General features: G+C 73.6%; 23 protein-coding genes, 1 pseudogene and 2 riboswitches. Of the genes and pseudogenes, 12 read left to right on the top strand and 12 right to left on the bottom strand.

All coding sequences use genetic code 11. The features are described from left to right. The first annotated feature begins 28 nt into the window (after positions 1-28). The 7 genes from BLS43_RS26820 (at position 29) to BLS43_RS26795 (ending at position 6,794) form a co-directional block, all read left to right on the top strand. Positions 29-223 (top strand): hypothetical protein, encoded by a 195-nt coding sequence (locus BLS43_RS26820; protein ID WP_143030239.1) that lies wholly within the window; start codon positions 29-31, stop codon positions 221-223. Positions 224-252: 29 nt separating this feature from the next. Further along, entirely contained in the window at positions 253-1,644 is a 1,392-nt protein-coding gene (locus tag BLS43_RS26815; RefSeq protein ID WP_143030238.1) for an MFS transporter, read from the top strand. Positions 1,645-1,912: 268 nt separating this feature from the next. Next, positions 1,913-2,004, top strand: a riboswitch (SAM riboswitch). A 142-nt stretch (positions 2,005-2,146) separates the two neighbouring features. Further along, on the top strand, positions 2,147-3,172 hold the full coding sequence (locus BLS43_RS26810) for an NAD(P)/FAD-dependent oxidoreductase (protein WP_176921570.1): 1,026 nt from the start codon (positions 2,147-2,149) through the stop codon (positions 3,170-3,172). After that, on the top strand, positions 3,169-4,230 hold the full coding sequence (locus BLS43_RS26805) for an LLM class flavin-dependent oxidoreductase (RefSeq protein WP_093089491.1): 1,062 nt from the start codon (positions 3,169-3,171) through the stop codon (positions 4,228-4,230). Before BLS43_RS26810 ends, BLS43_RS26805 begins: the two co-directional genes overlap by 4 nt. Continuing rightward, positions 4,227-5,510, top strand: coding sequence for an NtaA/DmoA family FMN-dependent monooxygenase (locus tag BLS43_RS26800; protein WP_093089490.1), 1,284 nt, complete (start codon positions 4,227-4,229; stop codon positions 5,508-5,510). Before BLS43_RS26805 ends, BLS43_RS26800 begins: the two co-directional genes overlap by 4 nt. Beyond that, positions 5,507-5,680: a hypothetical protein gene (locus tag BLS43_RS30265; protein WP_176921569.1), complete on the top strand. Its 174-nt coding sequence runs from the start codon at positions 5,507-5,509 to the stop codon at positions 5,678-5,680. Before BLS43_RS26800 ends, BLS43_RS30265 begins: the two co-directional genes overlap by 4 nt. Next, complete coding sequence (locus BLS43_RS26795) at positions 5,673-6,794, top strand: LLM class flavin-dependent oxidoreductase (protein ID WP_093089489.1); 1,122 nt, start codon at positions 5,673-5,675, stop codon at positions 6,792-6,794. Before BLS43_RS30265 ends, BLS43_RS26795 begins: the two co-directional genes overlap by 8 nt. Positions 6,795-6,967: 173 nt before the next feature. Here BLS43_RS26795 and BLS43_RS26790 read toward each other — a convergent pair whose 3' ends face one another. Further along, positions 6,968-7,561, bottom strand: coding sequence for a nucleotidyltransferase family protein (locus BLS43_RS26790; protein WP_093089488.1), 594 nt, complete (start codon positions 7,559-7,561; stop codon positions 6,968-6,970). A gap of 93 nt (positions 7,562-7,654) precedes the next feature. On the opposite strand from BLS43_RS26790, the gene BLS43_RS26785 reads away from it, so the two are divergent. From BLS43_RS26785 to BLS43_RS26770, 3 genes are all read left to right on the top strand, one after another. Further along, entirely contained in the window at positions 7,655-8,797 is a 1,143-nt protein-coding gene (locus BLS43_RS26785) for an aminoglycoside phosphotransferase family protein (RefSeq protein ID WP_342741209.1), read from the top strand. Between the two features lie 212 nt (positions 8,798-9,009). Beyond that, positions 9,010-9,102, top strand: a riboswitch (SAM riboswitch). 112 nt (positions 9,103-9,214) lie between these two features. Beyond that, positions 9,215-10,822 carry an ABC transporter substrate-binding protein gene (locus tag BLS43_RS26775; protein WP_093089486.1) on the top strand — a complete coding sequence of 536 codons (1,608 nt, stop codon included), beginning with the start codon at positions 9,215-9,217 and terminating at the stop codon, positions 10,820-10,822. Beyond that, positions 10,819-12,147: an NtaA/DmoA family FMN-dependent monooxygenase gene (locus BLS43_RS26770; protein ID WP_093089485.1), complete on the top strand. Its 1,329-nt coding sequence runs from the start codon at positions 10,819-10,821 to the stop codon at positions 12,145-12,147. Before BLS43_RS26775 ends, BLS43_RS26770 begins: the two co-directional genes overlap by 4 nt. A 381-nt stretch (positions 12,148-12,528) precedes the next feature. On the opposite strand, the gene BLS43_RS31405 is transcribed toward BLS43_RS26770, so the two are convergent. Beyond that, positions 12,529-12,795, bottom strand: coding sequence for a hypothetical protein (locus tag BLS43_RS31405; protein WP_245707859.1), 267 nt, complete (start codon positions 12,793-12,795; stop codon positions 12,529-12,531). A gap of 304 nt (positions 12,796-13,099) precedes the next feature. Further along, a pseudogene (locus tag BLS43_RS31400) lies at positions 13,100-13,771 on the bottom strand (ROK family protein); the annotation flags it as partial. Between BLS43_RS31400 and BLS43_RS31395 the strand changes: the two are divergent. Further along, on the top strand, positions 13,676-14,104 hold the full coding sequence (locus BLS43_RS31395) for a hypothetical protein (protein ID WP_245707858.1): 429 nt from the start codon (positions 13,676-13,678) through the stop codon (positions 14,102-14,104). The pseudogene BLS43_RS31400 and the gene BLS43_RS31395 overlap by 96 nt on opposite strands. Positions 14,105-14,279: 175 nt before the next feature. On the opposite strand, the gene BLS43_RS26755 is transcribed toward BLS43_RS31395, so the two are convergent. The 3 genes from BLS43_RS26755 to BLS43_RS30260 all read right to left on the bottom strand — a co-directional run bounded on the left by BLS43_RS26755 (position 14,280) and on the right by BLS43_RS30260 (position 16,569). Beyond that, entirely contained in the window at positions 14,280-15,215 is a 936-nt protein-coding gene (locus tag BLS43_RS26755) for a TIGR03564 family F420-dependent LLM class oxidoreductase (protein ID WP_093089484.1), read from the bottom strand. 170 nt (positions 15,216-15,385) lie between these two features. Further along, positions 15,386-16,429 carry an LLM class flavin-dependent oxidoreductase gene (locus BLS43_RS26750; RefSeq protein ID WP_093089483.1) on the bottom strand — a complete coding sequence of 348 codons (1,044 nt, stop codon included), beginning with the start codon at positions 16,427-16,429 and terminating at the stop codon, positions 15,386-15,388. Further along, a complete protein-coding gene (locus tag BLS43_RS30260) occupies positions 16,426-16,569 on the bottom strand; it encodes a hypothetical protein (RefSeq protein ID WP_176921568.1) in 144 nt (47 codons plus the stop codon). The genes BLS43_RS26750 and BLS43_RS30260 overlap by 4 nt, the downstream gene beginning before the upstream one ends. A 163-nt stretch (positions 16,570-16,732) precedes the next feature. Between BLS43_RS30260 and BLS43_RS26745 the strand changes: the two genes are divergently transcribed. Beyond that, on the top strand, positions 16,733-17,098 hold the full coding sequence (locus BLS43_RS26745) for a winged helix-turn-helix transcriptional regulator (protein WP_245707855.1): 366 nt from the start codon (positions 16,733-16,735) through the stop codon (positions 17,096-17,098). Positions 17,099-17,102: 4 nt separating this feature from the next. Here BLS43_RS26745 and BLS43_RS26740 read toward each other — a convergent pair whose 3' ends face one another. Genes BLS43_RS26740 through BLS43_RS26715 form a run of 6 tightly spaced genes read right to left on the bottom strand, consistent with a single transcriptional unit; the run spans position 17,103 to position 23,304 of the window. Next, positions 17,103-18,008, bottom strand: coding sequence for a shikimate dehydrogenase (locus tag BLS43_RS26740; RefSeq protein ID WP_093089481.1), 906 nt, complete (start codon positions 18,006-18,008; stop codon positions 17,103-17,105). Next, the gene (locus BLS43_RS26735; protein WP_093089480.1) at positions 18,005-18,979 is read right to left on the bottom strand and encodes an MsnO8 family LLM class oxidoreductase; all 975 of its coding nucleotides are present in this window, start codon (positions 18,977-18,979) and stop codon (positions 18,005-18,007) included. The genes BLS43_RS26740 and BLS43_RS26735 overlap by 4 nt, the downstream gene beginning before the upstream one ends. Further along, a complete protein-coding gene (locus tag BLS43_RS26730) occupies positions 18,976-19,863 on the bottom strand; it encodes an acyl-CoA dehydrogenase family protein (protein WP_093089479.1) in 888 nt (295 codons plus the stop codon). The genes BLS43_RS26735 and BLS43_RS26730 overlap by 4 nt, the downstream gene beginning before the upstream one ends. Positions 19,864-19,874: 11 nt before the next feature. Then, entirely contained in the window at positions 19,875-21,485 is a 1,611-nt protein-coding gene (locus BLS43_RS26725) for a dipeptide ABC transporter ATP-binding protein (RefSeq protein WP_093089478.1), read from the bottom strand. Beyond that, positions 21,482-22,339: an ABC transporter permease gene (locus BLS43_RS26720; protein ID WP_093089477.1), complete on the bottom strand. Its 858-nt coding sequence runs from the start codon at positions 22,337-22,339 to the stop codon at positions 21,482-21,484. The genes BLS43_RS26725 and BLS43_RS26720 overlap by 4 nt, the downstream gene beginning before the upstream one ends. After that, positions 22,336-23,304 (bottom strand): ABC transporter permease, encoded by a 969-nt coding sequence (locus tag BLS43_RS26715; protein ID WP_093089476.1) that lies wholly within the window; start codon positions 23,302-23,304, stop codon positions 22,336-22,338. Before BLS43_RS26715 ends, BLS43_RS26720 begins: the two co-directional genes overlap by 4 nt. Positions 23,305-23,367: the final 63 nt, after the last annotated feature.

Here is a 23,367-nt window from a genome sequence, read left to right as displayed (position 1 = left end):
GTCCCGAGCCTGTCAGCAGGGAGAATTCGTGTCATTGCCGTTCACCTACGACCACCGGCTCACCGAGATCGGGGACCGGCTCCTCGATTCTCCTGACTTCCTCGTCGACGGCGCCCGGCCGGTGCACGCCGTCGCGGCGCCCAGCGAGCCGATCGCCGACGAGGTCGCCGGGCACCTGCCCGCGGCCTGGTCGGTACCGAGCCGCATCCCGCGGCTGCGCTGACGAGTGGGGACGACCTCGGACGCGGGTCGGTGACCGGGCAGGAGGTCCGTTCCCGGGCGGTCCTTCCGATCTGCCTCGGCACCGGCTTCGCCACACTGATCGACCAGGCGATCCTCACCGTCGCCGTGCCATCGCTGGCGGCGGACCTCGGTGCGGGCGCCACCGACCTGCAATGGATCCTCGCGGTCTATTCGCTGACCTTCGGGCTGGCGTTGGTGCCCGCCGGCAGGCTGGGGGACCTCCTCGGCCGGGAGCGGCTGCTCGTCGGCGGCCTGGCACTGTTCTCCGCAGCTACGCTCGTCGGCGCAGTGGCGATCGCCCCGTGGATGCTGATCCTGGCCCGCGTCGTCCAGGGCGTCGGGGCGGGGACGGCGAACCCGCAGGTCATCGCCTTGATCCAGGACCACTTCCGCGGGTCCGCCCGCACCCGGGCGCTCGGTGCCTACGCGGCGGTCGCCTCACTGTCCGGGCTCGTCGCCCCGCTCATCGGCGGGGTGTTGCTCGCGGTGGCCGGGCCGGGGCTCGGCTGGCGGCTCGTCGTGGCGGTGAACATTCCGTTCGGGTTACTCACTTGTGCGGTAGCACTGCGCACGCTCTCGTTCGCTCGGCCCGCGCGAGAGCGGCGGGTCGACCTGGACCTGCCCGGCGTCGCGCTGCTCTCGCTGGTGGTTCTCGGCGTGTTGCTGCCCGTCGCCGGCGCCGGGTGGCCCGCGATCTGGCTTCCCCTCGCGGTCGCGGCCTTGGGGGGCCTCGTGCTGTGGGAGCGCAGGCTCGGCGCCCGCGGCGGGGTACCGATCGTGGCGCCCACCCTGCTTCGTTCGCGAGGGTTCGTCCTGGGCACGCTGGTCGCGATGTGCTGGTTCGGCTCAGCGCTCGGCCTCAGCGTGGCGCTGACCCTGTCCCTGCAGGACTGGCTCGGGCTCTCGCCACTGGTGGCCGGGCTGTGTCTGGTGCCCTCGGCCGTCGCGATGGGGGTGACCTCGGCGGTCGGCTGGCGGGTCGTGGGTCGCTGGGGGCGTCTCTCGGTGACCTGGGCGCTCGGCCTGCTGGCGGCGGTCCTGACGGGCTCGGTCGCCGCCCTACTCACGCTGCCGCAGCAGGCTCTCCCGCTCGCCCTGGCCGCGGGTCAACTGCTCGCGGGCGCGGCGGGTGGGCTCGTCACGGCCCCCAACCAGAGTCTCACCCTGGCACTCGCCCCGCCGGGCGCCCACGGCCTCGCCGCGGGCTTCTTCCAGGTGGCCCAGCGCATCTCGTCGACCGTCTGCATCGCGGCCTGCACCGGCGTCGTCGCGAGCGCTACCCACCCTCGGATCGGGCTCGTCGCGGCCTTCGGCATCGCCGTCGTCCTCACCGTGGCCGCGACGGTGCTGTCCGCCGCGGCCTCGACCTTCGACCGACGCATCCCCTCGGAGGTGTCATGACCGCCAGTTCGACCCTCCCACCTGGGTCCGCCGCCTTGGACCTCGCCACCCACGGCAGCGGCGGCCGGGGTGGTCGGCGGCCGGGACGGCGGCGGGTGACCGGCACCGTCACCGCTGCCCGGGCCGGCACCGTCCGGGCCTGGGGTGCGACCTCACGCCTCCGCAGCACACACGGGCTGGAGCCGCAGTGCCCGGGCGCGTTGACCGGACATTCGGTTGCGCGTTCATGCTCTTGACAGCGGCGGTGAGCGACGGGTTGAGTACGAAGCGTCCATCCAGAGCGGCCGAGAGACCCGGCTCGTCGACGCCGCAGCAACCCGCACCGCGCGTGCAGGGTGCTACCGCCGGGTGCGATGGGAGCACGCGATGTGGAGCCGAGCCGGGGGCGAGGCAACCCTGCTGACGCGGCGGTGGCATCTCGACCTCTGCCGGATGCGGGCGGACCTCTGCGGCTGAGCGGTCGATGTCGTCCGGTCTCGTCCCCTCTGCTCCGAGGTGTGCCATGTCACTGGTTCCCCGTCCCCGTACTCCTTGTCCCCGCCCCGCCGAGTCGGCTGAGATCGTCGTCGTCGGGGCCGGGGTGGCCGGCGCCGCCGCGGCCTGGCAGCTCGCCCGCCGTGGACACGACGTCCTGGTGCTCGAGCGGTTCGGCCCCGGCCACGGCCGCACCGGCGTCCCGCAGTACCGCCGCGTCGGCGACGGGGATCCGGCGCTCGCCGCCGAGGCCTGGTCCTGGTGGCGCGAGCTCGAGCGGGAGACCGGTGCGGGCCTGCTCACGGTGACCGGAGCCGTCGACCACGGGGATCGGGCGGTCGTGGCGGCCCTGGCGGAGGCCGCGGCCGTGCGGGGCGGACGAGTCGAGTGGCTGGAGCCACGAGCTGCGGCGGTCCGCTGGCCGGGCCGGGAGTTCGAGGGCCCGGTGCTGCACCGCCGGGACTGGACCGGGCGGCTGGCGGCGGACGAGGCGGTCGCCGCGCTCGCCGCCGCCGCGGTCGGGTGGGGTGCGCGGATCCGCTACCGGACCACGGTGAAGGCGGTTGACGTGCGCGGCGCGGACCGGGTGGACATCCGCACCGAGGGCGGGACAGTCCGGGCGCGTCGGGTGGTCGCCACTGTCGGGGCCGCCTCGATCGGTCTGGTGGCGGGCCGCGTCGTCCTGCCGCCGCTGGGGCTGGTGCAGGAGCGGGTTCTGCACGTGACGGGGTTGCCGTCGGGCCCCGTCGTCACACGCCACATCGCCGGGTCAGTGGAGTACACCCTCCCACTTCCGGACGGGCGAGTCGAGATCGGGCGGGAAGGAAACGTGACCGCGCCGGTCCCGACGCGGTGGTTCCCGGGGGTCGCTGCGACCCCCGACCCCCACGACCGGACCTACACCACCAGCCCGGACGGGGCGGTCGTGCTCGCCGGCGCGAGTCCGGTGGCAGTGGGCGCCGGGTTCGCCGGTCACCGCTTCTCCCTCGCCCCGGCACTCGGTCGGCTGCTCGCCGACCTCGTCACCGATGTGGAAGACAGGGTGTTCTCGTGAGTACGTTCCACCTTGCCGTCGAGCTGGACGGTGCAGGTGCCCATCCCGCCGCGTGGCGCCGCGCGTCCCGGGCGCCGGCGGCGCTACTCGCCCCGGAGCGCGTCCGCGCGGTGGTCCAGGTCGCCGAGAACGCGGGCTTCACCCTGGCCACGTTCGACGACTCGCTGCTCCCGCCCGGTGGGGTCGGCCCGGTCGCCCGGATCGGGGCCGTGGAGCGCTCCGCCTTCGCAGCGGTCCACACCAGCGTCCTGGGTCTGGTCCCGGTGCTCTCGACGACCTACCACGAGCCCTTCCACGTGTCCTCGCAGCTCGCGTCCCTGGACTTCGCCGCGACCGGCCGGGCGGGATGGTTGGTGGGGACCACCGCCGACCCGGCGGCGGCACGGGCCTGGGGGCGCCCGCTCGTCGAGGGGGCCGAGGCGCTGCGCCGCGAGGCCCGGGACGCGGTCTGGGTGGCGCGTGATCTGTGGGACTCGTGGGAGGACGACGCCGCGATCCGGGACGTCGACACCGGCCGCTACCTGGACCGGGACAAAATCCACTACATCGACTTCGTGGGCGAGACCTACTCGGTGAAGGGTCCTGCGATCGTTCCGCGGCCGCCGCAGGGGCAGGTCGTGGTGCTCGCGCCCGCGGGTCTGCTGCCCGCCCGCCTCGCCGACGTCGAGCTCGTCGAGGGCCGACCGGAGCCGGTGACGGCTCCTCGGCCGGGGCTGCGGTTCGTCGAACTCGAGGTCCTCCTGGACACGCCCGCCCGGTCCGCCGCGGAGCGGCTCGCGGAGCTGGACGCACACCTGCGCTGGGAGCCGGGTGCCCGGCTGCGCTACGCCGGTCCGCCTGCGGGCCTGGTCACGCTGCTCACCGAGCTCGCCGGGGTGGCGGACGGGGTGCGGATCCACCCGGCGGTGCTCGACGAGGACCTGCCGGAGCTGTCCGCGCGCGTGTTGCCCGGCTTGTTCCGCGGGCGGATCGCCACCCGGCCCGTCCCCGGCTCGTCGCTGCGCTCCACGCTCGGCCTGGGCAGGCCGGCGAACCGGTTCCTCAAGACGGTCCGATGAGCGAGCGGCAGCTGCACCTGGGCGTGTTCTTCCAGGGCGTCAACCACTGGACGATCTGGAACGCCCCGCAGAGCGGGTCGCAGATCGACTTCTCGTCCTTCCGCCGGATGATCGCCACTGCCGAGCGCGGCCTGTTCGACGCCTTCTTCCTCGGCGAGGGCCTGCGGCTGCGGGAGTCCGGTGGGCGCATCCACGACCTGGACGTCGCAGGCCGGCCGGACGCGATCACCCAGCTCGCCGCGCTGGCCGGGCTGACCAGCCGGATCGGCCTGGTGGCCACCCAGAACACGACCTACAACGAGCCCGCGGACCTGGCCCGCAGGTTGGCCGGGCTGGACCTGCTGTCACAGGGCCGGGCCGGCTGGAACGTCGTCACCACCGACAACGCCTGGACCGGGGAGAACTTCCGCCGCGGCGGCTACCTCGACCACGCCGACCGCTACGTGCGCGCGGAGGAGTTCCTCACGATCGCGCGGCGGATCTGGGCCGGCTGGGAGCCGGACCCCAAGGCACTCACGGCCCTGACGACACAGTTCGACGTCGAGATCACCCCGCTGGTGCCGCCCAGTTCGCAGGGCCGCCCGGTCATCTTCCAGGCCGGGGACTCCGCCGAGGGCCGAGACTTCGCCGCCCGCAACGCGGACGTGATCTTCAGCGCCCACGGGTCGGACTTCACCGACGCGCTGACCTTCGCCGAGGACATCCGCAGCCGGCTGCGGACAGCAGGCCGGGCGCCCGACGCGCTGCGGATCCTGCCCGGCACCGAGATCATCCTCGGCGACACCGAGGCCGAGGCGCAGGAGAAGGCCCGTTGGGTGCGGCTCCACCAGGTGACGCCGGCCACCGCGCTGGCGATCGCGGGCCAGGTCTGGGGTCTCGATCTCACCGGTCGGGACGCGGACGGTCCGCTGCCCACCGAGGACCCGGTCGTCCCGGAGGAGACGGGGGAGATGGGCAGCAGGCGCTGGCAGGACCGGCACGCGATCGTCCGACGGTGGCGGGAGACGGCGGAGGCGCGAGGGCTCAGCCTGCGGGAGACGGTGATCGCGCTGGGCCCGCAGCGCGGGCACGTCGGCACCCCGTCCGGGCTCGCGGACCGCTTCGCCCACTTCGTGCGCGAGGGCGCGGTCGACGGGTTCAACGTCTCGCCCTACCTGACCCCGGACGGGCTGGACGACATCGTCGACCGGCTGGTCCCGGCCCTGCAGGATCGCGGCGTGTACCGCACCGGGTACGCGGGCACGACCCTGCGCGAGCACCTCGACCTCCCGCCCGCATGAGCGCGCCGGAGCGCTTGTCCGCGCGGCGCCGCGAGCTCGCCCCAGACCGCGGACAGGCTTCGCGGTTCGGGATCCGGCCGCACGTGATCACCCGGGACTCTGCGGACCAGGCCTGGGCGCAGGCGGACGCGCTGTCGAGCCTGCGCACCCGGGGGCTCGACGATGCCTGACATCCCGCTGTCCGTGCTCGACCTCACCCCGATCTCCGCCGGATCCACTGCGGCACAGGCGATCGCGAACACCGTCGACCTGGCCCGCCACGCCGAGCGGGCGGGCTACGACCGGTTCTGGCTCGCCGAGCACCATCTCAACCCCGGGGTGGCGGGCGCCTCGCCACCGCTGCTGATCGGCGCGGTCGCGGCGGCCACGTCGACCATCCGAGTCGGGTCCGGAGCCGTGCAGACCGGGCACCGCACCCCGCTGTCGGTGGTGGAGGAGTTCGGCGTGCTCGACGCGCTGTTCCCCGGCCGGATCGACCTCGGCCTCGGTCGGTCGGGCGGCCCGCGCACGCACACCGAGCCGGCCGCAGCCGAGGAGCGGGTGGTCGACGGCGTGCTGATCCCGCGGCCCTTCTCACCGTCCGCGGTGCTGCGCGGGCCACGGATCCGGGCTCAGCTCGAGCTGCTGCGCCAGCCGGGTGGGGAGCCGCCCGCCTACGACCGGATCGTCTCGGCGGTCCTGGAGCTGCTGGCGGGGGAGCACCGCACCGCCGAGGGCGTCGACGTGCACGCGATGCCGGGCGAGGGCGCCGCGGTCCAACCCTGGGTCCTGGGCAGCAGCGGCGGGGACAGTGCGATCGTCGCGGGGGAGCGCGGCCTGCCGTTCGCCGCGAACTACCACGTCAGCCCCGGGACCGTGCTGTCCGCGGTGGCCGCCTACCGCGAGGCGTTCCGGCCGTCCGCGCGCCTGGCGGAGCCCTACGTCATGGTCTCGGCGGACGTCGTCGTCGCACCGGACGACGCGACGGCCCGCGACCTCGCCGCCGGATACGGCCCCTGGGTGCACAGCATCCGGTGCGGGGCGGGCGCCATCCCCTTCCCGGACTCCGCCGCCGCCCGCGCCTACCCGTGGTCCGCCGAGGCCGGCGCGCTGGTCGACGACCGGGTCCGGACCCAGATCGTCGGGTCGCCGGACACCGTCCGCAGCAAGCTGACCGCGCTGGCCGCGGTGACCGGCGCCGACGAGCTGCTGGTCACCACGATCACCCATGACCACCGGGACCGGATCGCCTCACAGGACCTCCTGGCCCGTGCTTGGCGTGACAGCCCGGAAGGGCGTGGGTGAGGTCGGGGCCTGCTGTGACGAACGATGCCGGAGGTGGCGACGAGTGACTCACGGGGCTCGGACGCGGCAGGCGTGAGCCGGCCGCACGGCGCCTGCTCCAGCTCGGGGCCGGCAGCGCCGGCGCGCGGCGATCGGCCGCGCCACAGCACGAGTCCACGTGGTCTCGATCCACGTCAGCCGGCCCGGTCGTCGGGCTCGGGCCAGGGTTCGACCAGCAGGTTCGGCCACTCGGCCTTCCACCGTCGGGTCTTGGTCTCGTAGACGGTGCGGGGCGCGAGTCGGGGGTTCGGGCGGACCCGCATGGCGAGGATGTCGTCGAGCCCGAAGGGCGCGTACACGGTGAACTCGCCGCCGGCCGTGCGGGAGAGTCCTACCGATGTGGTGGTCGTGGGGAAGTGGTCGATCGCGTGGGTACTGCTGGTGAACCGCAGGCCGGGCTCGCCGAAGTGTGTCTGGTACCAGAGGTGGACGCGGGCTTGGTTGCGGATTTCGAGGGACGGGGCGACGTCGCCGAGCACCTCGGTCGCTCTGCCGATCACGGTGTTCTCGGCGTCGTAGGACAAGTCGGTGTCGTCGAAGTAGACGAGGTCGTAGTCGGCGATGCCTGCACCGGGGTCGCGGCCGTGCAGGACGTTCCACACGGTCTGGGAGAGCGCCCCGGCTGCGAGCCACCAGTCCGGTACGCCCAAGGCCGGTGCGCGCTCCAGGACCGCGACGATGACGGGGTTCTGCAGGGCGAGGTCGAGGAAGCGAGAGCGGCTGTCCACGAGAGGCGACCCTACTGACCAGGTCCGGAGGCACCTGAGAGGGAGATTCTGAGCGCGGTCCGCTCGGTTCGACAGGTACGAGAGGTCACCAGGATGAGGGCCCGCATGCGCCGCCGCTCGAGGGTGATCGGGCGCTCTCGGGGTCGGGGACGTCGGTCATGCAGGCGATTGTGCGGGCCGGCAGCGGATTCTCGCTCCGGTGGTCGACCTCCGGCGCGCGCCCCGGGCCTGCGACGCGTGCAGCCGAACTCGGTCGTGGGACCGGCGGCCGTCTGTCAGTGTGGCGGTGTGGTCGCTTCGGGAGGACACCGGCTGTGCTGGGTTGATCTGCCGGCAGTGGTCCGGCGCGGCGTCGGTGAGCTACTCGGGGCTGCTGTCACGCATGCGTGGTCGCAGGCGGGTGGCTTCTCGCCGGGCTCGGCCGACCGGGTGAGGACTGCCAAGGGCGGTCGGGCTTTCGTGAAGGCGGTGTCGGCGGAGCAGAACCCGGATACGCCGGCCATGCATCGAGCGGAGGCTCGGATCTGTGCGCAGTTGCCGGAGGGGCTGCCGGTGCCGCGGCTGCTCGGCGTGCTTGAGGTCGACTGCTGGGTGGTCCTCGTCCAGGAGGACGTCGACGGTCGCCCACCATGCCTGCCCTGGCAGGGCGACGACCTGCACACGGTGCTAGGCGCTCTGACCACGCTCGCCGCCACGCCGTGTCCGGTCGTCGATGTACCGGATGCCGGCGCAGCTCTCGATCATGACCTGCGCGGGGCCGATCGGTTGGCGGCCGACGGCTCCAATGTCGAGTCCCTCGACACGCTGTGTGCGCTGTCCGAGCGGGCCCGGCACGTCCTCGCTCGAGACGGTGCGCGCACGCTCGTCCACACCGATCTGCGGGCGGACAACATCCTGATCACTGAGCGCGGGGCTGTGTTCGTGGACTGGCCGTGGGCGTGCGCGGGTCCGGTCTGGCTGGACACCCTGCTCTTGCTGATCGAGGTCGAGCGTCACGGCGGTCATGACGTCGACGCGCTCCTGTCGTCGCTGCCGACGACTGGGGGCATCGACCCCGCCGATCTCACGGCGGTGTTGGCGGGTTTCGTCGGCTACTTCCTCGACGCGGCGCGCCGGCCGTCTCCGCCCGGTCTGCCTCGGCTGCGTCGGTTCCAGCGCGAGCAGGGGGAGGCTCTGCTCGGATGGGTCCAGCATCGGATCAGCCGATCCGACCACCGCACTGTGGGGCGCCGGTGACCTCCGCGGCAGCTGCCGAGGGCCGAATCGCGGCCAGGGACGAACGCGACCATCGCGAGGTCGCCGACGCGGGTGAAGGACGGCTGCCCCACCTCGGGCTGGATCCGGTCGTCCCTATGACGGTCTCCTCCACGACGTTCCGGCTCCGCGGTGACCGTACGGTGATCGTCACTCCGTCTTGACATCGGCGCACCGCCCGGGTTGTGTCGAGGTGCCCATCCAGAGCGGCCGAGAGACCTGGCTCGACGACGCCGCAGCAACCCCCCGACCTCGGGTGCGGGTGCTACCGCCCGGGACGATGGAGGACAGGATGTTCGTCGGTGCGCGGCGCCGCCACGTGGATTTCGTGCGCACGTCGGGGGCGTGCTGTCGGGGCTGACCACGGCTCGCCCCAGACCGCACGACCGAAGGACCGTCATGTCCGCAAGATCCAGCCGTGCCCTCGTGCCCGCGTTCCTCGCCGCGGCCACCCTCGCTCTCGCCGCCTGCGCCTCGTCGGCGACCGACTCCGCTGCGGACGCCGGACCCCCGCAGCCCGGTGGCACCCTCCGGTTCGCCGTGTCGAGCGACGCGGGTTGTGTCGACCCGCAGCAGGTCGGCAGCAACGACTCCATCTACTCGCTGCGCCAGATCGTGGACTCGTTGACCGACCAGGACCCGCAGACGGGGGAGCTCAAGCCCTGGCTCGCCACCTCCTGGGAGACCTCGCAGGACGCGCGCAGCTACACCTTCACCCTGCGCGAGGGCGTGACCTTCTCCGACGGCACCCCGCTGGACGCGAACGCGGTCAAGGCCAACTTCGACCGGATCCCGCAGATCGGCGCCCGCGGCACCCTGCCGAAGGGCTACCTCGCCGGCTATGCGGGCACCACTGTCGAGTCCCCGACCCGGTTCACCGTCTCGTTCCAGCAGCCGAACGTGCAGTTCCTCCAGGGCACGTCGACGCACAGCCTGGGCATCCTGTCCCCGGCGACGGTCGCCAAGTCCGACGACGACCGCTGCGCGTCCGCGATCGGGTCCGGGCCCTTCACCCTGCGGGAGTACGTGAAGAACGCCTCGCTCACGCTGGCCAAGCGCCCCGGTTACGACTGGGGTTCGGCGCTGTTCGCGCACCCGGGCGAGGCCTACCTCGACACGGTCGAGTTCCGGATCGTGCCGGAGTCCGGCGTGCGCACCGGCGCCTTACAGTCGGGTGAGGTCGACGCCATCGGGAACATCGGCCAGCAGGACGAGGCGCCGCTGACCGGCGCGGGCGCGCAGCTCTTGGCCCGGCCGAACCCGGGCATCGCCTTCGGCATCGGCTTCAACGCGAGCAAGCCCGTGGTGTCCGATCCGGCGGTTCGAGAGGCGTTGTCGCTGGCGATCGACCGCCAGGAGGTGGTGGCGGGGGTCTATACCTCGCAGACGAAGCCTGCGACGAGCGTGCTCTCCTCGACCACCCCCGGCTACGCCGACCAGTCCGCGCTCGTCGCGTTCGACCCGGCGAAGGCCGGGTCCGTGCTCGACGCGGCCGGCTGGGTGCCGGGTGCGGACGGCATCCGCGTCAAGGACGGGCAGCGGCTCACCATCCCGCTCGCGTTCGCCAGCAACGCGGCGAGCAACAAGCCGACGCTGGAGCTGCTGCAGCAGCAGGTGAAGGCCGCGGGCATCGACCTGCAGGTGCAGGAGCTGCAGATCAGCCAGGTGCCCACGATCCAACAGAGCGGCGACTTCACCGCGCTCTGGGGCAACCTGACCCGGGCGGACCCGGACATCCTCCGCAGCTCCTTCTCCGTCGCCGGCGCCAACAACTATCGTCTCCCCGAGACCGCGCTGGAGCCCCTGCTGATCGCCCAGGCCGGGGAGCCGGACCCGGCGAAGCGAGCCGAGATCGTGGAGCAGGCCCAGCGGACCCTGCTGGAGCAGCGGTTCCACGTCCCGGTCGTCGAGCTGACCACGGTGCTGGGCGTGGCCTCGTCGGTGCACGGCATCACCTACGACGCCTCCTCCCGCATCCAGCTGCACGACGCCTGGAAGTCCCGGTGAGCGCCCGTCCGCCCCGCACGCTCCGCACGGTGACCGGTGCGGGCGGCGTCGCGGAGACCTATGACCTCGCCCTGGACCCCGAGCGGTCCACCTTGGACACCGCGGTGCGGGTCGCGGAACTCGCCGAGGCCGCCCGGATCGACGCCCTGTTCACCGCGGACCTGCTCCGCTTCGGCGCCCAGGGCGCGATCGGGTCACAGGAGCCGCTCGTGTTCGTGTCGGCGCTGAGCCAGGTGACCTCCCGGATCGGGCTGATCGCGACCGTCTCGACGACGTTCCACCATCCGTACAACCTGGCTCGCCTGTTCGGCACGCTCGACCACGTGTCGAAGGGGCGCGCGGCCTGGAACCTCGTCACCTCGTCGCTGGGCGAGGAGAACTTCGGGCCCGGTGGGCTGCCCAGCCCCGAGGACCGGTACGCCCGCGCCGCCGAGACCCTGGAGGTCGTCAACGCCCTGTGGGACAGCTGGGAGGCCGACGCGCTCACCCGCGGCCCGGACGGCCGCGCGGTGCTGCACCCCGACCGGGTGCACCCGATCGACCACGCCGGCCGGTTCTTCGAGGTGGCAGGCCCGCTCAACATCCCGCCGCTGCCGCAGGGGCGGCCGGTGCAGATTCAGGCCGGGCAGTCCGAGGCGGGTCGGGCACTGGGGGCGCGCTACGCCGAGGTGGTCTTCACCTCGCTGCCCACCCTGGACATCGCACTGGACTTCACCCGCGCGATCCGCGCCGAGGCGGGCAGGCTCGGGCGTCCCGGCGGGCTGCCGCTGATCTTCAGCTCGTTCCACGCCACCTACGGGGCCACCGAGGAGGAGGCCCTGCGCACGGTGCGCGAGCGGCGCGAGGCGATCGACTTCGACCGCGGCCGCGCACAGGTGGCCGACATGCTCGGCGGGATCGAGCTCGCCGCGCTGGCCGAGCTGCCGCTCGACGCCCCGATCCCGGAGTCCCTGCTGCCCGACGTCCGGTCAGTGAACCGGCGCCGCGGCCGGGTGGGCATCTTCGCCCGCTACGTCCGGGAGGGGTACACCTTGCGCGAGCTCGTGGTCGCGGCGCAGGACACCGGGCACTGGGCCGCGGCCGGTACCCCCGAACAGCTCGCCGACGCCGTCGAGGAACGGTTCCGAGCCGGCGTCATCGACGTCATCTCGCTGCAGGGCCTGGCCGATCCCCGCCAGCACGAGTTCGTGGTGGACGGCCTGCTCCACGAGCTGCGTCGCCGCGGGATCGTCGCGGACGACTACACCGGGACGACCCTGCGAGAGAATCTGGGCCTACCCCTCGTTCGTCCGCGATCCCGGGGCCTCATCGCCCCGACCGGCTGAGCCCGGGCGTTCAGCTGTCGGTTCCGGCGCCGCTGTCGTGCGCGGCCATGGCGACCAGCTCTGCGGCCGGCCCGGCGGCCTCGTCGACCGGCGTGGTCGTCCGGGCGGACTCGGCGCCGACGAGCGCGCCGTCACACTCTGGCGACGGTGCCGGTCCTGACGAGGCGCTCCTACGCGCTCACCGACGCGCTCCTCGCCTCGGTTCCACGGGTTGGCGGGCCGGGGGAGGCCGAGGTGATCGCGCAGGGTGGTGCCCGTGTACTCGCGTCGGAAGAGCCCGCGGTCGCGCAGGATCGGCACGACCGTCTCGACGAAGACGTCGAAGCCGCCGGGATAGGAGGGAGGCATCACGTTGAACCCGTCCGCGGCGCCGGAGGTGAACTACTCCTCGACGGTGTCGGCGATCTGCTCCGGGGTGCCCGCCGCGACCCGGTGTCCGCGGGCGCCCGCCAGCCGGTGCAGGAGCCGTCGGACGTTCGGTCGCTCCCGTTGCACGATCCCGGCGACCAGCTGGCGCCGGCTGCGACGGTTGTCGGTGACGTCCCCGGCGTCGGCGAACAGCTCCAGCGGGACCGGCCCGTCGAGGTCGATGTCGCGGAGTGGGGCGCCCACCATCCGTTCGAGCTGGTGCAGGCCGTGGGCCGGCACGGTGAGCTCGTCGAACTCGCGTTCCAGGGCCTGCGCCGCCGCCTCGGGCCCCTCGATGAACGGGCTGATCCCGGGCAGCCCCTTGACGTGCTCGGGGTCGCGGCCGAAGCCCGCGGCCCGCGCTTTGTGGGACGGCCGAACGTGAGCCTATCCACAATGGATGGCGGTACACCTCGCCGAGCACGACGGCGCCCGCGGACACTCCGAGCGTGCCCGTGCCGAAGGACCCCGCGACCACGGCGCGCTCCGCGTCCGGGCGGGCGTGCGAGAGCCGGGCCACCTCGGCGTGGAGGTCGCCGAGCAGCGCCGGCCTGCGTGCCATCCCCGCCTCGGACACCACGAGCACCTCGGGGTTGATCACGTCGAGGAGCAGGGCCACGACGTGCGCGACGAGCCGCACCCGGTCCCGAGCGAGCTCGACCGCCCAGTCCCGGCCCTCCTCGAGCGCGGCCAGCACCGCGGTGAAGGGCCTGCCCGCGGTGGCGGCCACCGACCGGTCCGGCACCGTCTCCTGGACGCAGCCCACCCGCCCGCACCGGCACATCCCCACGGGGAGATGGCTGACGCCGCCCGCGGCGGACCGGGGTCCGTGCAGCACCGTGTCCCCGGTTGCGATGGCTGCGTCGACGACGTTCCCGACGAACAGGTGGACGAGGCTGCGCCGGGCGCGGCCACGGTGGTGCCCGAGCAGCTGTTCGGCACGGGCCAGCGCGCGGGAATGGCTCTCGACCCGGACCGGGAGGCCGAGGGCCTGCTCCAGGACCGGGGCCACGGCGACCTCGCTCCAGCCGAGCTGGTTGTGCCGCACGACGGTGCCGCTCGCCGGATTCACCCAGCCGCCCGTCGCGACTCCGATCCCGACCGGTGACGCCGCGCCGAGGTGCCGGGCGAGCAGGCCGGGCGTGCGGGTGGCGATGTCGGCGAGCACCCGTTCCGGGTTCGGGTCGGCGTGCGGGGTGCGGTGTTCGGCCAGCACCCGCCCACGCAGGTCGGCGAGGACGAAGGTCCAGTGCAGCAGGGCGATGTGGACACCCACGACCACGTGGTGGCGCAGGTCGAGGTCGACCGGCACGTGCGGGCGGCCCACGCTGCGTGGCGGACGGACGGGGCGCTCGCGGATCGGGCCCAGACCTGCCAGCTCGGCCCACTGTCTGCTCACCGCAGCGTTGCTGAGGCCCGTGCCGCGGGCGATGGTGCTGCGCGCGACCGGGCCGTGGTCGAGGATCGTCTGCAACACGACGGCGGCGGTGCCGGTGCGGCGCTCGCCGGGGGGTGTGGGGACGGCGGGTCTGTCGTGGGGCACGGCTGACGTGCTCCGGATGGGCGGGACGGGCCCCGCGCGGGAGGCCTCAGACGGGACGGTCCCCGGAACACATCGCGCTCGCCTGCCAGCGGAGGTCGACGTGACGCCGCTCGCGCAGTCCGGCGGCCTGCGCCACCACTTCCGACCCGGTCACGTCCCGACCGGTAACAGGGGGCGGCGGTCAGGACGCGCCCACGACGGCCCAGGTCCGGAGCTGTGCGGCGGGCCCGCCGAGGCTGGTCTGGGCGAGGACGATCTCGTCCGCCCCCGCGTCCCGGTAGCGGCGCAGCCCGTCCAGGATGGTGCGTTCGTCGCCGATGAGGGCGAGATCGCCCGCGCGGGCGACGCCCTCTTCGGCGATGACCGCGGCGTAGGAGGGGATGCGGTCGTAGAAGCCCATCTGTTGTGCGGCGGTCGTGCGCACGGTGTCCGGGTCGTCGGTGACGACGGCGGGGACGAACGCGACGACCTTCGGGGTCGTCCGCCCGGCGGTCTCCGCGGCGGCGGTGAGGGTCGGCACGATCCGCTCGCCGAGCACCTTCGGGCCGGCGAGGAAGGGGAGGATGCCGTCGGCGAGTTCGCCGCCTGCCCTTAGTGCCTGTGGTCCCATGGCTGCGACGAGCAGCGGTACGGCGGGGGTCGCGCCGGGGAGCGTGCCGCCCATCAGATCGGGGGTGACGGCGGTGAGCAGCTCGCCGCGGAACCGGGTCCGGCCGGTGGCGAGAGCGGGTCGGATGGCGGTGAGGTACTCGCGCAGGGTGGCGATCGGGCGGTCGTAGGGGATCCCGTAAGGGTCTTCCACCAGTGGTTTCGCGCCGAGGGCGAGGCCGAGTCGGAATCGGCCGGCGGTGGCGGCCTGCGCGGTGGCGGCGGCTGCGGCGACGGTGAGGGGGTGTCGGCCGTAGATGGGGATCGCGGAGGTGCCGACCGTCAGCTGGGGGACCTCCCGGCCGACCAGGGCGGCGAGGGTCGTGGAGTCGTAGTCGAAGCGTTGCCCGAACCACGCCGTCTGCAGGCCTGCCGCGGCGGCGTCGCGGGCGAGCCCGACGACGGCGTCGACGTAGTTCGAGGTGTGGGCGGGATCCGTGCTCGCCGCGAGGGCGACTCCGAACGTCATGTCCCGGACAACCACCCCCGGCCCTGATCACTTCCGGGACTCCGGGAGCGCGAGGCAGGTGGCTCGGTGAAGCGGAGCTGCATGGATCCCGTCGGCCTCCTGTTCGACCCCGCCGAGGTCGCGACGATCCCGCCCGTTCACCCGCCGCGGCTGGGTGCGGGGGCAGCCGGTCAGCGAAGCAGGGGGAGCAGGCGGTCGCCGATCCGGACCACCTCGGTGCGGTAGGGGGTGTCCGACAGGACGAAGTGGGTGACGCCGAGTTCGGCGTAGCGCTCCAGGGCCCCGGCGACCTCGGTGAACGAGCCGACCAACCAGGTCGTGCCCGCGCCACCGCCGCCGTAGCGGCCAGGGGCGGTGTAGAGGCAGCTGTCCAGGACCTCGCCCCGGTCGGCGAGGTCGAGCAGGCGGCGCTGCCCGACCGAGCCGCGGTGGCCGTCGATCTGCACCTCTCCGGTCTTCGCCATCTCCGCGACCCGGGCCTGTGCGACCCGCCAGGCCTCGTCGGAGGTCTCCCGGACGACGGTGGTGATCCGCAGCCCGAACTCCAACGGCGGGTGCTCGCGGCCGAGCTTGTCGGCGAGGGTGTGCAGCCGGTCGATCCGCCCGGCGATGCCCTCGAGGGGCTCGCCCCAGAACAGCTGGACGTCGGCCTCGGTGGCGGAGACCTCTTCGGCTTCGGGGGAGGCCCCGCCGAAGTACAGTCGCGGTGGGACGACCGGGCGCGGGACGACGGTGGAGTGGGCGACCCGGTAGAACTCGCCGTCGTAGGTGACGTCCTGCTCGGTCCAGAGTCTGCGGACGATCTGGAGGAACTCCCGCGTCCGGTCGTAGCGCCGGGCGTAGTCGGCCTCGGTGTCGCCGTAGGCGGCCAGGTCGTCGCGTCCGGTCACGACGTTGACGAGCACCCGCCCGCCGGTGAGCGCGCTGAGGGTCGCGGTGGCGCTCGCGAAGTGGGCGGGCTGCCAGTAGCCCGGTCGTGCGGCGACGAGCGGGGCGAACGTCCGGGTTCGCGCCGCCACGGCCGTGGCCAGGGCGAACGTGTCGGGTCGTCCCCAGCCGGTCCCGATCAGGGCGCCGCCCCAGCCGTGGTCCTCGGCGGAGCGGGCGAGCTCGACGGAGTAGTCGAGGCTGCCCCAACCGTCGACGGTGTCGTCTCCGCGGTGGCCGGGCTGGACCATGTTGGGCAGGTACCAGAGGAACTCCCTGGCGCTCATACGGCGACTCCGTTTCTCGGGGCGATGGTGCGGGGGGCGCGGTGTCCCTCGGTGACCGGGCGCGGCAGCTCGATCCCGAGGTTGGCGCGCAGGGTGGTGCCCGGGTACTCGCGACGGTAGCTGCCGCGGCGCTGCAGCACCGGGACGACCTCGTCGACGAAGACAGGCAGGTCGCGGTCACGTGCGGCACGGTGCCGGAAGCTTCTGGCTGTGCTTCGCCGTGCACCGTTACGTACGATGCCAGAGGTGACGACGAGTAACTCAGGGGTGGGTCCGGACTCGACAGGCGTCAGTGATGCCGGCTTGGACGGGGTGCACGAGGCGGTCCGTCACATCTGCCCGTTGAACGAGGTGCTGGACCGGGTGAGCGGGAAGTGGGCCATCGGCGTGCTCACGCTGACCGGGGCGGAGGAGGTCGTCCGCTTCACCGAGTTCGAGCGTGGCATCCCGGGCATCAGTAGGCGGATGCTGACCCTGACCCTGCGGAACCTGGAACGGGACGGGTTGTTGACGCGCACGGTCTACGCCACGGTCCCGCCGAGGACGGAGTACCGGTTGACCGAGGCCGCGCAGGAGTTGGCGCAGACTCTGTCGCTTCTCACCGACTGGGCGAAGCGGCATCAAGCGCACGTCCAGGCGTCCCGCGTCGCCTACGACGAGACCCACTGACCGTTCAGGGCTGGGTCGCCTCGAACGTCGCGAGCATCCGGTCCGGGTCGGCGCGCAGGCCGGTGAGCAGCGCGAATCCGTCTGCCGCTTGGAGCGCGACCATCGGACCACCACCGAGCACCCGGCACCCGGCGCGCTCGGCCGCCGCGAGCAGGCACGTGCGGCGTGGTCGGTAGACGATGTCGTTGACCCACAGGTCGGGGCGGAGCGCGGTCGACGGAACGGGTCGTCCCTCGTGGCCGGTCATGCCGACCGGCGAGGCGTTCACGACACCCGACGCGTCGGCGAGTAGGAACGGCAGGTCGCCGGGCCCGGCCGCCCGCACGGTCCGTTCCGGATGGCGCTGCTGCAGAGCCGTGGCGAGCGCGGACGCCCGGCGGACGTCGACGTCCACCACGGAGAGGTGTGCGACGCCGGTCGTCAGCAGCGCGTGCCCCACGGCGGAACCCGCCCCGCCCGCGCCCACCACCACGACGGACCGCAGGTCGGCTTCGCACAGGCCTCCCGGCAGGAGCGTGCGCAGGCTGCGGGCGTGACCGGACCAGTCGGTGTTGTGGCCGATCGCGCGGCCGCGGTCGAAGACGACGGTGTTGACCGCACCGATCGCCGCCGCGTCGGCGCTGACCTCGTCGAGCAGCGGCATGATCGTCTGCTTGGCCGGGTGGGTGACGGTCACGCCCTGCCAGCCCGCTCGCCGAGTCTCGCGCAGCAGCGCCTCCAGGACTTCGACACCGTGGCCGAGCTCGTCGAGGTCGAGGAGGGCGAACCGGGCCCGTATGCCGTGGGCCGCCGCCTCGGTCTCGTGCAGCGCGGGTGAGGCGGACGTCCTGATGCCGGAACCGATCAACCCCGCCCGGTAGGTGGTCGTCGGGGTGCCCAGGACGTCGGCGCCGAGCACGGTCGTGGTCATCGCGGCAGTCCCGCCGTGGCGGGTTTCGGCCGTTCGACGTCGGCGAGGGCCGTGACGATGCGGTCGAGACCGTCCAGCTTGTGCTCGCGGCTGGTCAGGTTGGAGGTGAGCATCAGCTCGTCCGCACCGGTGCTCTCCGCCAGATCCCGCAGGCGGCGACGAACCGTGGCCGGTGACCCGACCGCCTGCTCGCCGAGCAGCCGCCCGGCGTCCTCGAGCTGCTCGGTCGTCCACGGCAACGACGCCGCGGTCTCGGGGGTGGGGAAGGGGTTCCGCGGACCGAGGCCCCCGACGCCGAGTGCGGGGACGAGAGCGGGCGCGGCGAGCCGGCGGGCGTGGGCGTCGTCCTCCCCGCAGACGGTGTGGACGGTCAGCACGGCGTACGGGACGGCACGGGTGGGGCCCGGACGGAAACGGCTTCGGTAGAGGTCGAGCGCCCGGACGGCGTCGGTGGGGCTGAAGAAGTGGTGGGCGAAGGCGTAGGGGAGCCCGCGCTCGGCGGCGACGAGTGCGCTGGCGGTGCTGGATCCCACCAGCCAGGTCTCCGCAGGGTCGGCCGCGTGGGGCAGCGCCGTCCCGCACGGGTCGGTGAGGTGGGCGCCGAGCTGGTCGAGCTGCGCGTCGAGCGAGCCTGCGGCGCCGCCGCCACGACCGACCCCGAGGTCGATGCGGCCGGGGAACAGCGCGCCGAGGACCCCGAACGCTTCGGCGACGGCTCTCGGCTGTCGACCCGAGAGCAGCACGGCGCCGGACCCGACGCGCAGGGTGCGGGTCTCGGCGGCGACCGCGGCGATGAGGACCTCGGGGGCCGAGCTCGCGATCCCGGGCATGCCGTGGTGCTCGGCGACCCAGAACCGGACGAAGCCGAGCCGGTCGGCGCGGCGGGCGAGGTCGACGGTGGTGGCGAGCGCCTGTTCCGGTGGCTGCCCGTCGCCGACCGGGGCGAGATCGAGCAGGGACAGCGGGATCATCGGCCGCGGCCCTCGACGAGCTGGGGGGAGTGGGGGAGGGCCCGGACCGTCGCGGCGAGACCGGAGACGAGGGCGACCTGGGCCCGGACATCGGCGTCCCCGATCGTCCTGCGGTGGTCGTGCAGTTGCTGGGCGTGCTCGACGACGTGGTCGGCCTGCCGTGTGGCCGCCGCCGTCGCCTCGTCGTCGGTCCTGCGGCCGGCGAGGGCGATGTCGAGCAGGAGGAGCTCGAGGGTGGGGACGAGCAGCCCGTTGTAGGGGCGCGGCTCGAAGCGCTTGTCCACGTGGCCGAGCGCCCCGGTCCAGGGGATGTCGGCGGCGGTGACCTCGATCCGGGAACCGTCGTTCCCGGGCACGCTGATGCCGGTGTGGGAGGTGTAGGCGAGCGCGCTGATCGGTGTCGCCACATCGGGACGGGTGCCTTGGAGGATCGTCATGGTCGAGACGTCCGCACCGACGGCGGGGGCGATGCGCCCGGTGAAGAGCATGACGTCCCCGTCGTCGACGACGGTGAGCTCGGCGGCACCCGGGTCGGTGGCGCCGCCGTAGAACCAGCGCGCCCGGGTGGAGACCTCGCCGATGTGGTCGATCTTCTCGTCGGTGCCGATGAACTCGGCGATCCAGTACCAGACGTAGTGGCGGCCGAGGAGCTCGGCGATCTCGACGTCGACGCGTCCGATCTCCCGGACGACCCGGTGGGCGACGCGCCACGGCTGCTCGGCGCCGCCGTGCCGGGCGGGACCGAGCAGGGTGGTGAGTCCGTTGTCGGCGAGCTCGCGCACCGCGTGTCGCCTGCGAGCGGCGCCGTCGGCGTCCGGCAGGCGCTCGGCGAAGGACCGGGCGACCTTCTCCCACCGGGCGGCGTCGTCGACGATGTGGGGCACGGGTGTCCTCCTCAGGGGTGGGCCGGCGTCGTCACCGGTCGGTGGCGACGGGGGTCGGGCACGGCGTCGAGCAGTGCCCGGGTGTACGGGTCCCGCGGTTCGCTCAGGACGGTGGCGGCGGGCCCGCGCTCCACGAGCCGCCCGGCGCGCATGACCGCGACGTCGTGCGCGATCTCGCGGGCCACGGCGAGGTCGTGGGTGATGAACAGGTACCCGATGTCACGCTCGCGCTGCAGTCCCCTGAGCAGGTCGAGGATGCGGGCCTGCACGGACACGTCGAGCGCGGAGACCGGTTCGTCCAGGACGATGAGCTCGGGGTCGAGCGCGATCGCGCGGGCGATGGCCACCCGCTGGCGTTGCCCGCCGGAGAGTTCGGCCGCCCGCCGGTGGAGGGTGTCGGCGGGCAGGCGCACGACCTCGACGAGTTCGGCCGCGCGTCGTCGGCGGTCGGCGGAGCTGCCGATGCGGTGGGCGTGCAGGGGGTCGGCGATGAGCGCCTCGACGGTCAGCCGTGGGTTGAGCGCGGTGAACGGGTTCTGCTGCACGAGCTGCACCCGGCGGCGTAGCGCACGCAGCCGGGAGCCGCGGGCGGAGGTGACGTCCGCGCCGTCGAACAGGATGCGACCGGTGTCGGGGTCGAGCAGCCGCAGCACCAGCCTGCCGACGGTCGTCTTCCCCGACCCGGACTCGCCGACCAGAGCGAGAGTGCGGCCGCGGGAGACGGCGAGGTCCAGGGAGTCGACCGCGGGCCGGTCGACCGTCCGCCCGCCGCGGGACGGGTAGGTCTTGTCGATCCCCTCGAGCACCATCAGCGGCGCCCCGGTCGTGGACCCGGCCCGGGCGGTCGGGCCGTCCAGCCCGGGCGCCGCTGCCGCCAGCTCTCGGGTGTACGGGTGTCGCGGCGCGTCGAACACCTGGGCGGGGTGCCCGGACTCGACGAGCTCGCCTGCCCGCATGACCAGGACCCGGTCCGCCCGTTCGGCCGCCACGGCGAGGTCGTGCGTGACGAACAGGAGGCTCGTGCCGCTCTTCGCGGTCAGGGCGGTGAGATGGTCGAGGATCTGCTTCTGGACGGTCACGTCGAGCGCGCTGGTGGGTTCGTCGGCCACGATCAGCGCCGGATCGGCGGCCAGCGCGGCCGCGATGAGGACGCGCTGGCGCATGCCCCCGGACAGCTCGTGCGGGTACCGGTCGGCGACCTGCTCCGGCTGGAGTCCGGCCCTGGCGAGCGCCTCACGGGCGCGGAGGGCCGCTGCGCGGCCCCTGGCGAGGCCGTGGATCTCGAGGACCTCGGCGACCTGCGGCCCGACCCGCATGACGGGATCGAGCGAGGCGCCGGGGTCCTGGGGGACGAGGGCGACGGTGCGACCGCGCAGGTGGCGCAGCTCTCGGTCGTCCGCCGCGGCGAGGTCGGTGTCGCGCAGGAGGACCCGGCCCGCGGTGACCGTCGCGCCGGCGGGAAGCAGCCCGAGGGCGGCATGGGCCAGCGTGGACTTGCCGGAGCCGGACTCACCCACGATCGCCACCGTCTCGCCCGGGTCGACGTGGAAGGAGACACCGCGTACGGCCTCGACCGCGCCGTAGCGGACGGCGAGACCCTCGACCGTCAGTACCGGGCTCACCGCAGCCTCCGCCCGCCGAGCAGGGACACCCGGTTCGCGGCCAGCACCGTGGCCACGATCGCCAGACCGGGGACGGTGGTCAGCCACCACGCCGTGCGCAGCGAGTCGCGGCCGGAGGCGACCATGGCACCCCACTCCGGGGCGGGGGGCTGGGCGCCGTAGCCGAGGAAGCCGAGGGCCGACACCGACAGGATGGCGGCGGCGAGCTCGAGGGCGGCGAGGGCGAGCAGCGGGGTCACCGCGTTGGGCAGGACGTGGCGCAGCGTGAGCCGCAGCGGTCGGTTGCCGCTGACCTGCGCGGCCTCCACGTACGGGGAGGTCCTCACCTTCAGGACCTCCGACCGGAGGACCCGGGCGATGCCGGCGATGCTGCCCACCGAGACGGCGAACGCGACCGCCGCGGTGCCCGCCCCGAGCACGGTGATCAGCGCCAGGGACAGCAGGATCCCCGGCACGGCGAAGAGGACGTCCACCACCCGCATGACGACGACATCGACGATCCCGCCCGCCAGCCCGGCCAGCAGCCCGAGCGCGGAGCCGAGGAGCACGCCCATCGCGACCGCGAGGACCGCGGTGCTCATGGTGAGTCCCGCGCCGTGCACCACCCGGGTGTACAGGTCCCGGCCCACCTCGTCGGTGCCCCACCAGTGGTGCGCCGACGGGGGCTGCAGCTTGAGCGCCGGGACCCCGGCGAGGGGGTCCCCGGGGGCGAGCAGGTGCGGGACGAACACCGCCAGGGCCACGACGAGCAGCCAGACCGCGGCCAGGGCGAGGCCGATCCGCGGCCCACGCCGTCGTCGGGGCCCGGTCCCGGAGGGTGCCTCGACGGGGGCCTTCGCGAGGGCGACGGTCACGCCGCACCTCCCAGCGCCGAGCGGACCGGACGCCTGCCGGCCGCGCGGATGCGCGGGTCCAGGACCGGATAGAGCAGGTCGACGGCCAGACCCGCCAGCACGAAGACGATCGACGCGAGGACGACGACGCCCTGCACCACCGCGACGTCCTGTTGCTCGACGGCCTGCGCGACGACCCGGCCGAGGCCGGGCCGCGAGAACACGGTCTCCACGACCACCGCCCCCGACAGGAGCCCGCCGACGATGAGTCCGGTCATGGTCACGGTCGGGAGCGCGGCGTTGCGCAGGGCGTGGCGCAGCAACACCCGCCCCGTCCCGGCGCCCCGGGCGCGGATCGTCTGGATGTAGGGCTCGGCGAGGGTGGCGTCGAGGCTGCGGGTCAGCAGCTGGGCGATCGTCGCTCCCGTCGGGATGGCCAGTGACACCGCCGGGAGCACGAGGGAGGCGGGGCCCTGTGCTCCGAAGGCCGGGAACAGCGGGATCCCGAACGCGAACCACTGGATGAGCAACAGCCCGAACCAGAAGGCCGGCACCGCGACCCCGAGCGGTGGGAGCAGCGCGAGCAGCTGGGCAGGCCATCGCCGCTTCGTCCAGACAGTGGCCAGCGCCACCGTGGTGCCCCCGACGATCGCGACGGCCAACCCGACGGCCGTCAGCTGCACGGTCGAGACGAGCGCCTCGCCCACCACGTCGACCACCGGACGGCTGCTGACGATCGAATGCCCCCAGTCCCCGACGACCGCGGCGCCCAGCCGGATGAGGTACTGGACGACGAGCGGTCGGTCGAACCCGTACTCGTGGCGCAGCTCGTCGAGCTGGGCCGTGGTCAGGAACCCGAGGTTGGTGCCCGCCATCAGCGAGACCGGGTCGCCGGGTAGCACGTAGAGCACGGCGAAGGTGATGGTGTAGGCGGCCCACACCACGAGCAGCGCCTGCCCGAGGCGGCCGAGGACGTAGCGAGTCATGTGGAGCGCTCCCAGCTCGTGACCGTCAGGTGAGCACCGACTCCCGGGGTCGGGGAGCCGGTG

The sequence above is a fragment of the Pseudonocardia oroxyli genome (assembly GCF_900102195.1).
GTDB classification, from domain to species: domain Bacteria; phylum Actinomycetota; class Actinomycetes; order Mycobacteriales; family Pseudonocardiaceae; genus Pseudonocardia; species Pseudonocardia oroxyli.
The sequence above is the reverse complement of the archived record's forward strand: the minus strand, read 5'-3'. Positions and strand labels throughout refer to the sequence as shown.

Bases quoted from the DNA above. Each gene is read 5' to 3' on its own strand.
- BLS43_RS26810 (WP_176921570.1), top strand. From the start codon at position 2,147: ATGTCACTGGTTCCCCGTCCCCGTACTCCTTGTCCCCGCCCCGCCGAG.
- BLS43_RS26800 (WP_093089490.1), top strand. From the start codon at position 4,227: ATGAGCGAGCGGCAGCTGCACCTGGGCGTGTTCTTCCAGGGCGTCAAC.
- BLS43_RS30265 (WP_176921569.1), top strand. From the start codon at position 5,507: ATGAGCGCGCCGGAGCGCTTGTCCGCGCGGCGCCGCGAGCTCGCCCCA.
- BLS43_RS26795 (WP_093089489.1), top strand. From the start codon at position 5,673: ATGCCTGACATCCCGCTGTCCGTGCTCGACCTCACCCCGATCTCCGCC.
- BLS43_RS26785 (WP_342741209.1), top strand. From the start codon at position 7,655: ATGAGGGCCCGCATGCGCCGCCGCTCGAGGGTGATCGGGCGCTCTCGG.
- BLS43_RS26775 (WP_093089486.1), top strand. From the start codon at position 9,215: ATGTCCGCAAGATCCAGCCGTGCCCTCGTGCCCGCGTTCCTCGCCGCG.
- BLS43_RS26755 (WP_093089484.1), bottom strand. From the start codon at position 15,215: ATGACGTTCGGAGTCGCCCTCGCGGCGAGCACGGATCCCGCCCACACC.
- BLS43_RS26750 (WP_093089483.1), bottom strand. From the start codon at position 16,429: ATGAGCGCCAGGGAGTTCCTCTGGTACCTGCCCAACATGGTCCAGCCC.
- BLS43_RS26740 (WP_093089481.1), bottom strand. From the start codon at position 18,008: ATGACCACGACCGTGCTCGGCGCCGACGTCCTGGGCACCCCGACGACC.
- BLS43_RS26735 (WP_093089480.1), bottom strand. From the start codon at position 18,979: ATGATCCCGCTGTCCCTGCTCGATCTCGCCCCGGTCGGCGACGGGCAG.
- BLS43_RS26715 (WP_093089476.1), bottom strand. From the start codon at position 23,304: ATGACTCGCTACGTCCTCGGCCGCCTCGGGCAGGCGCTGCTCGTGGTG.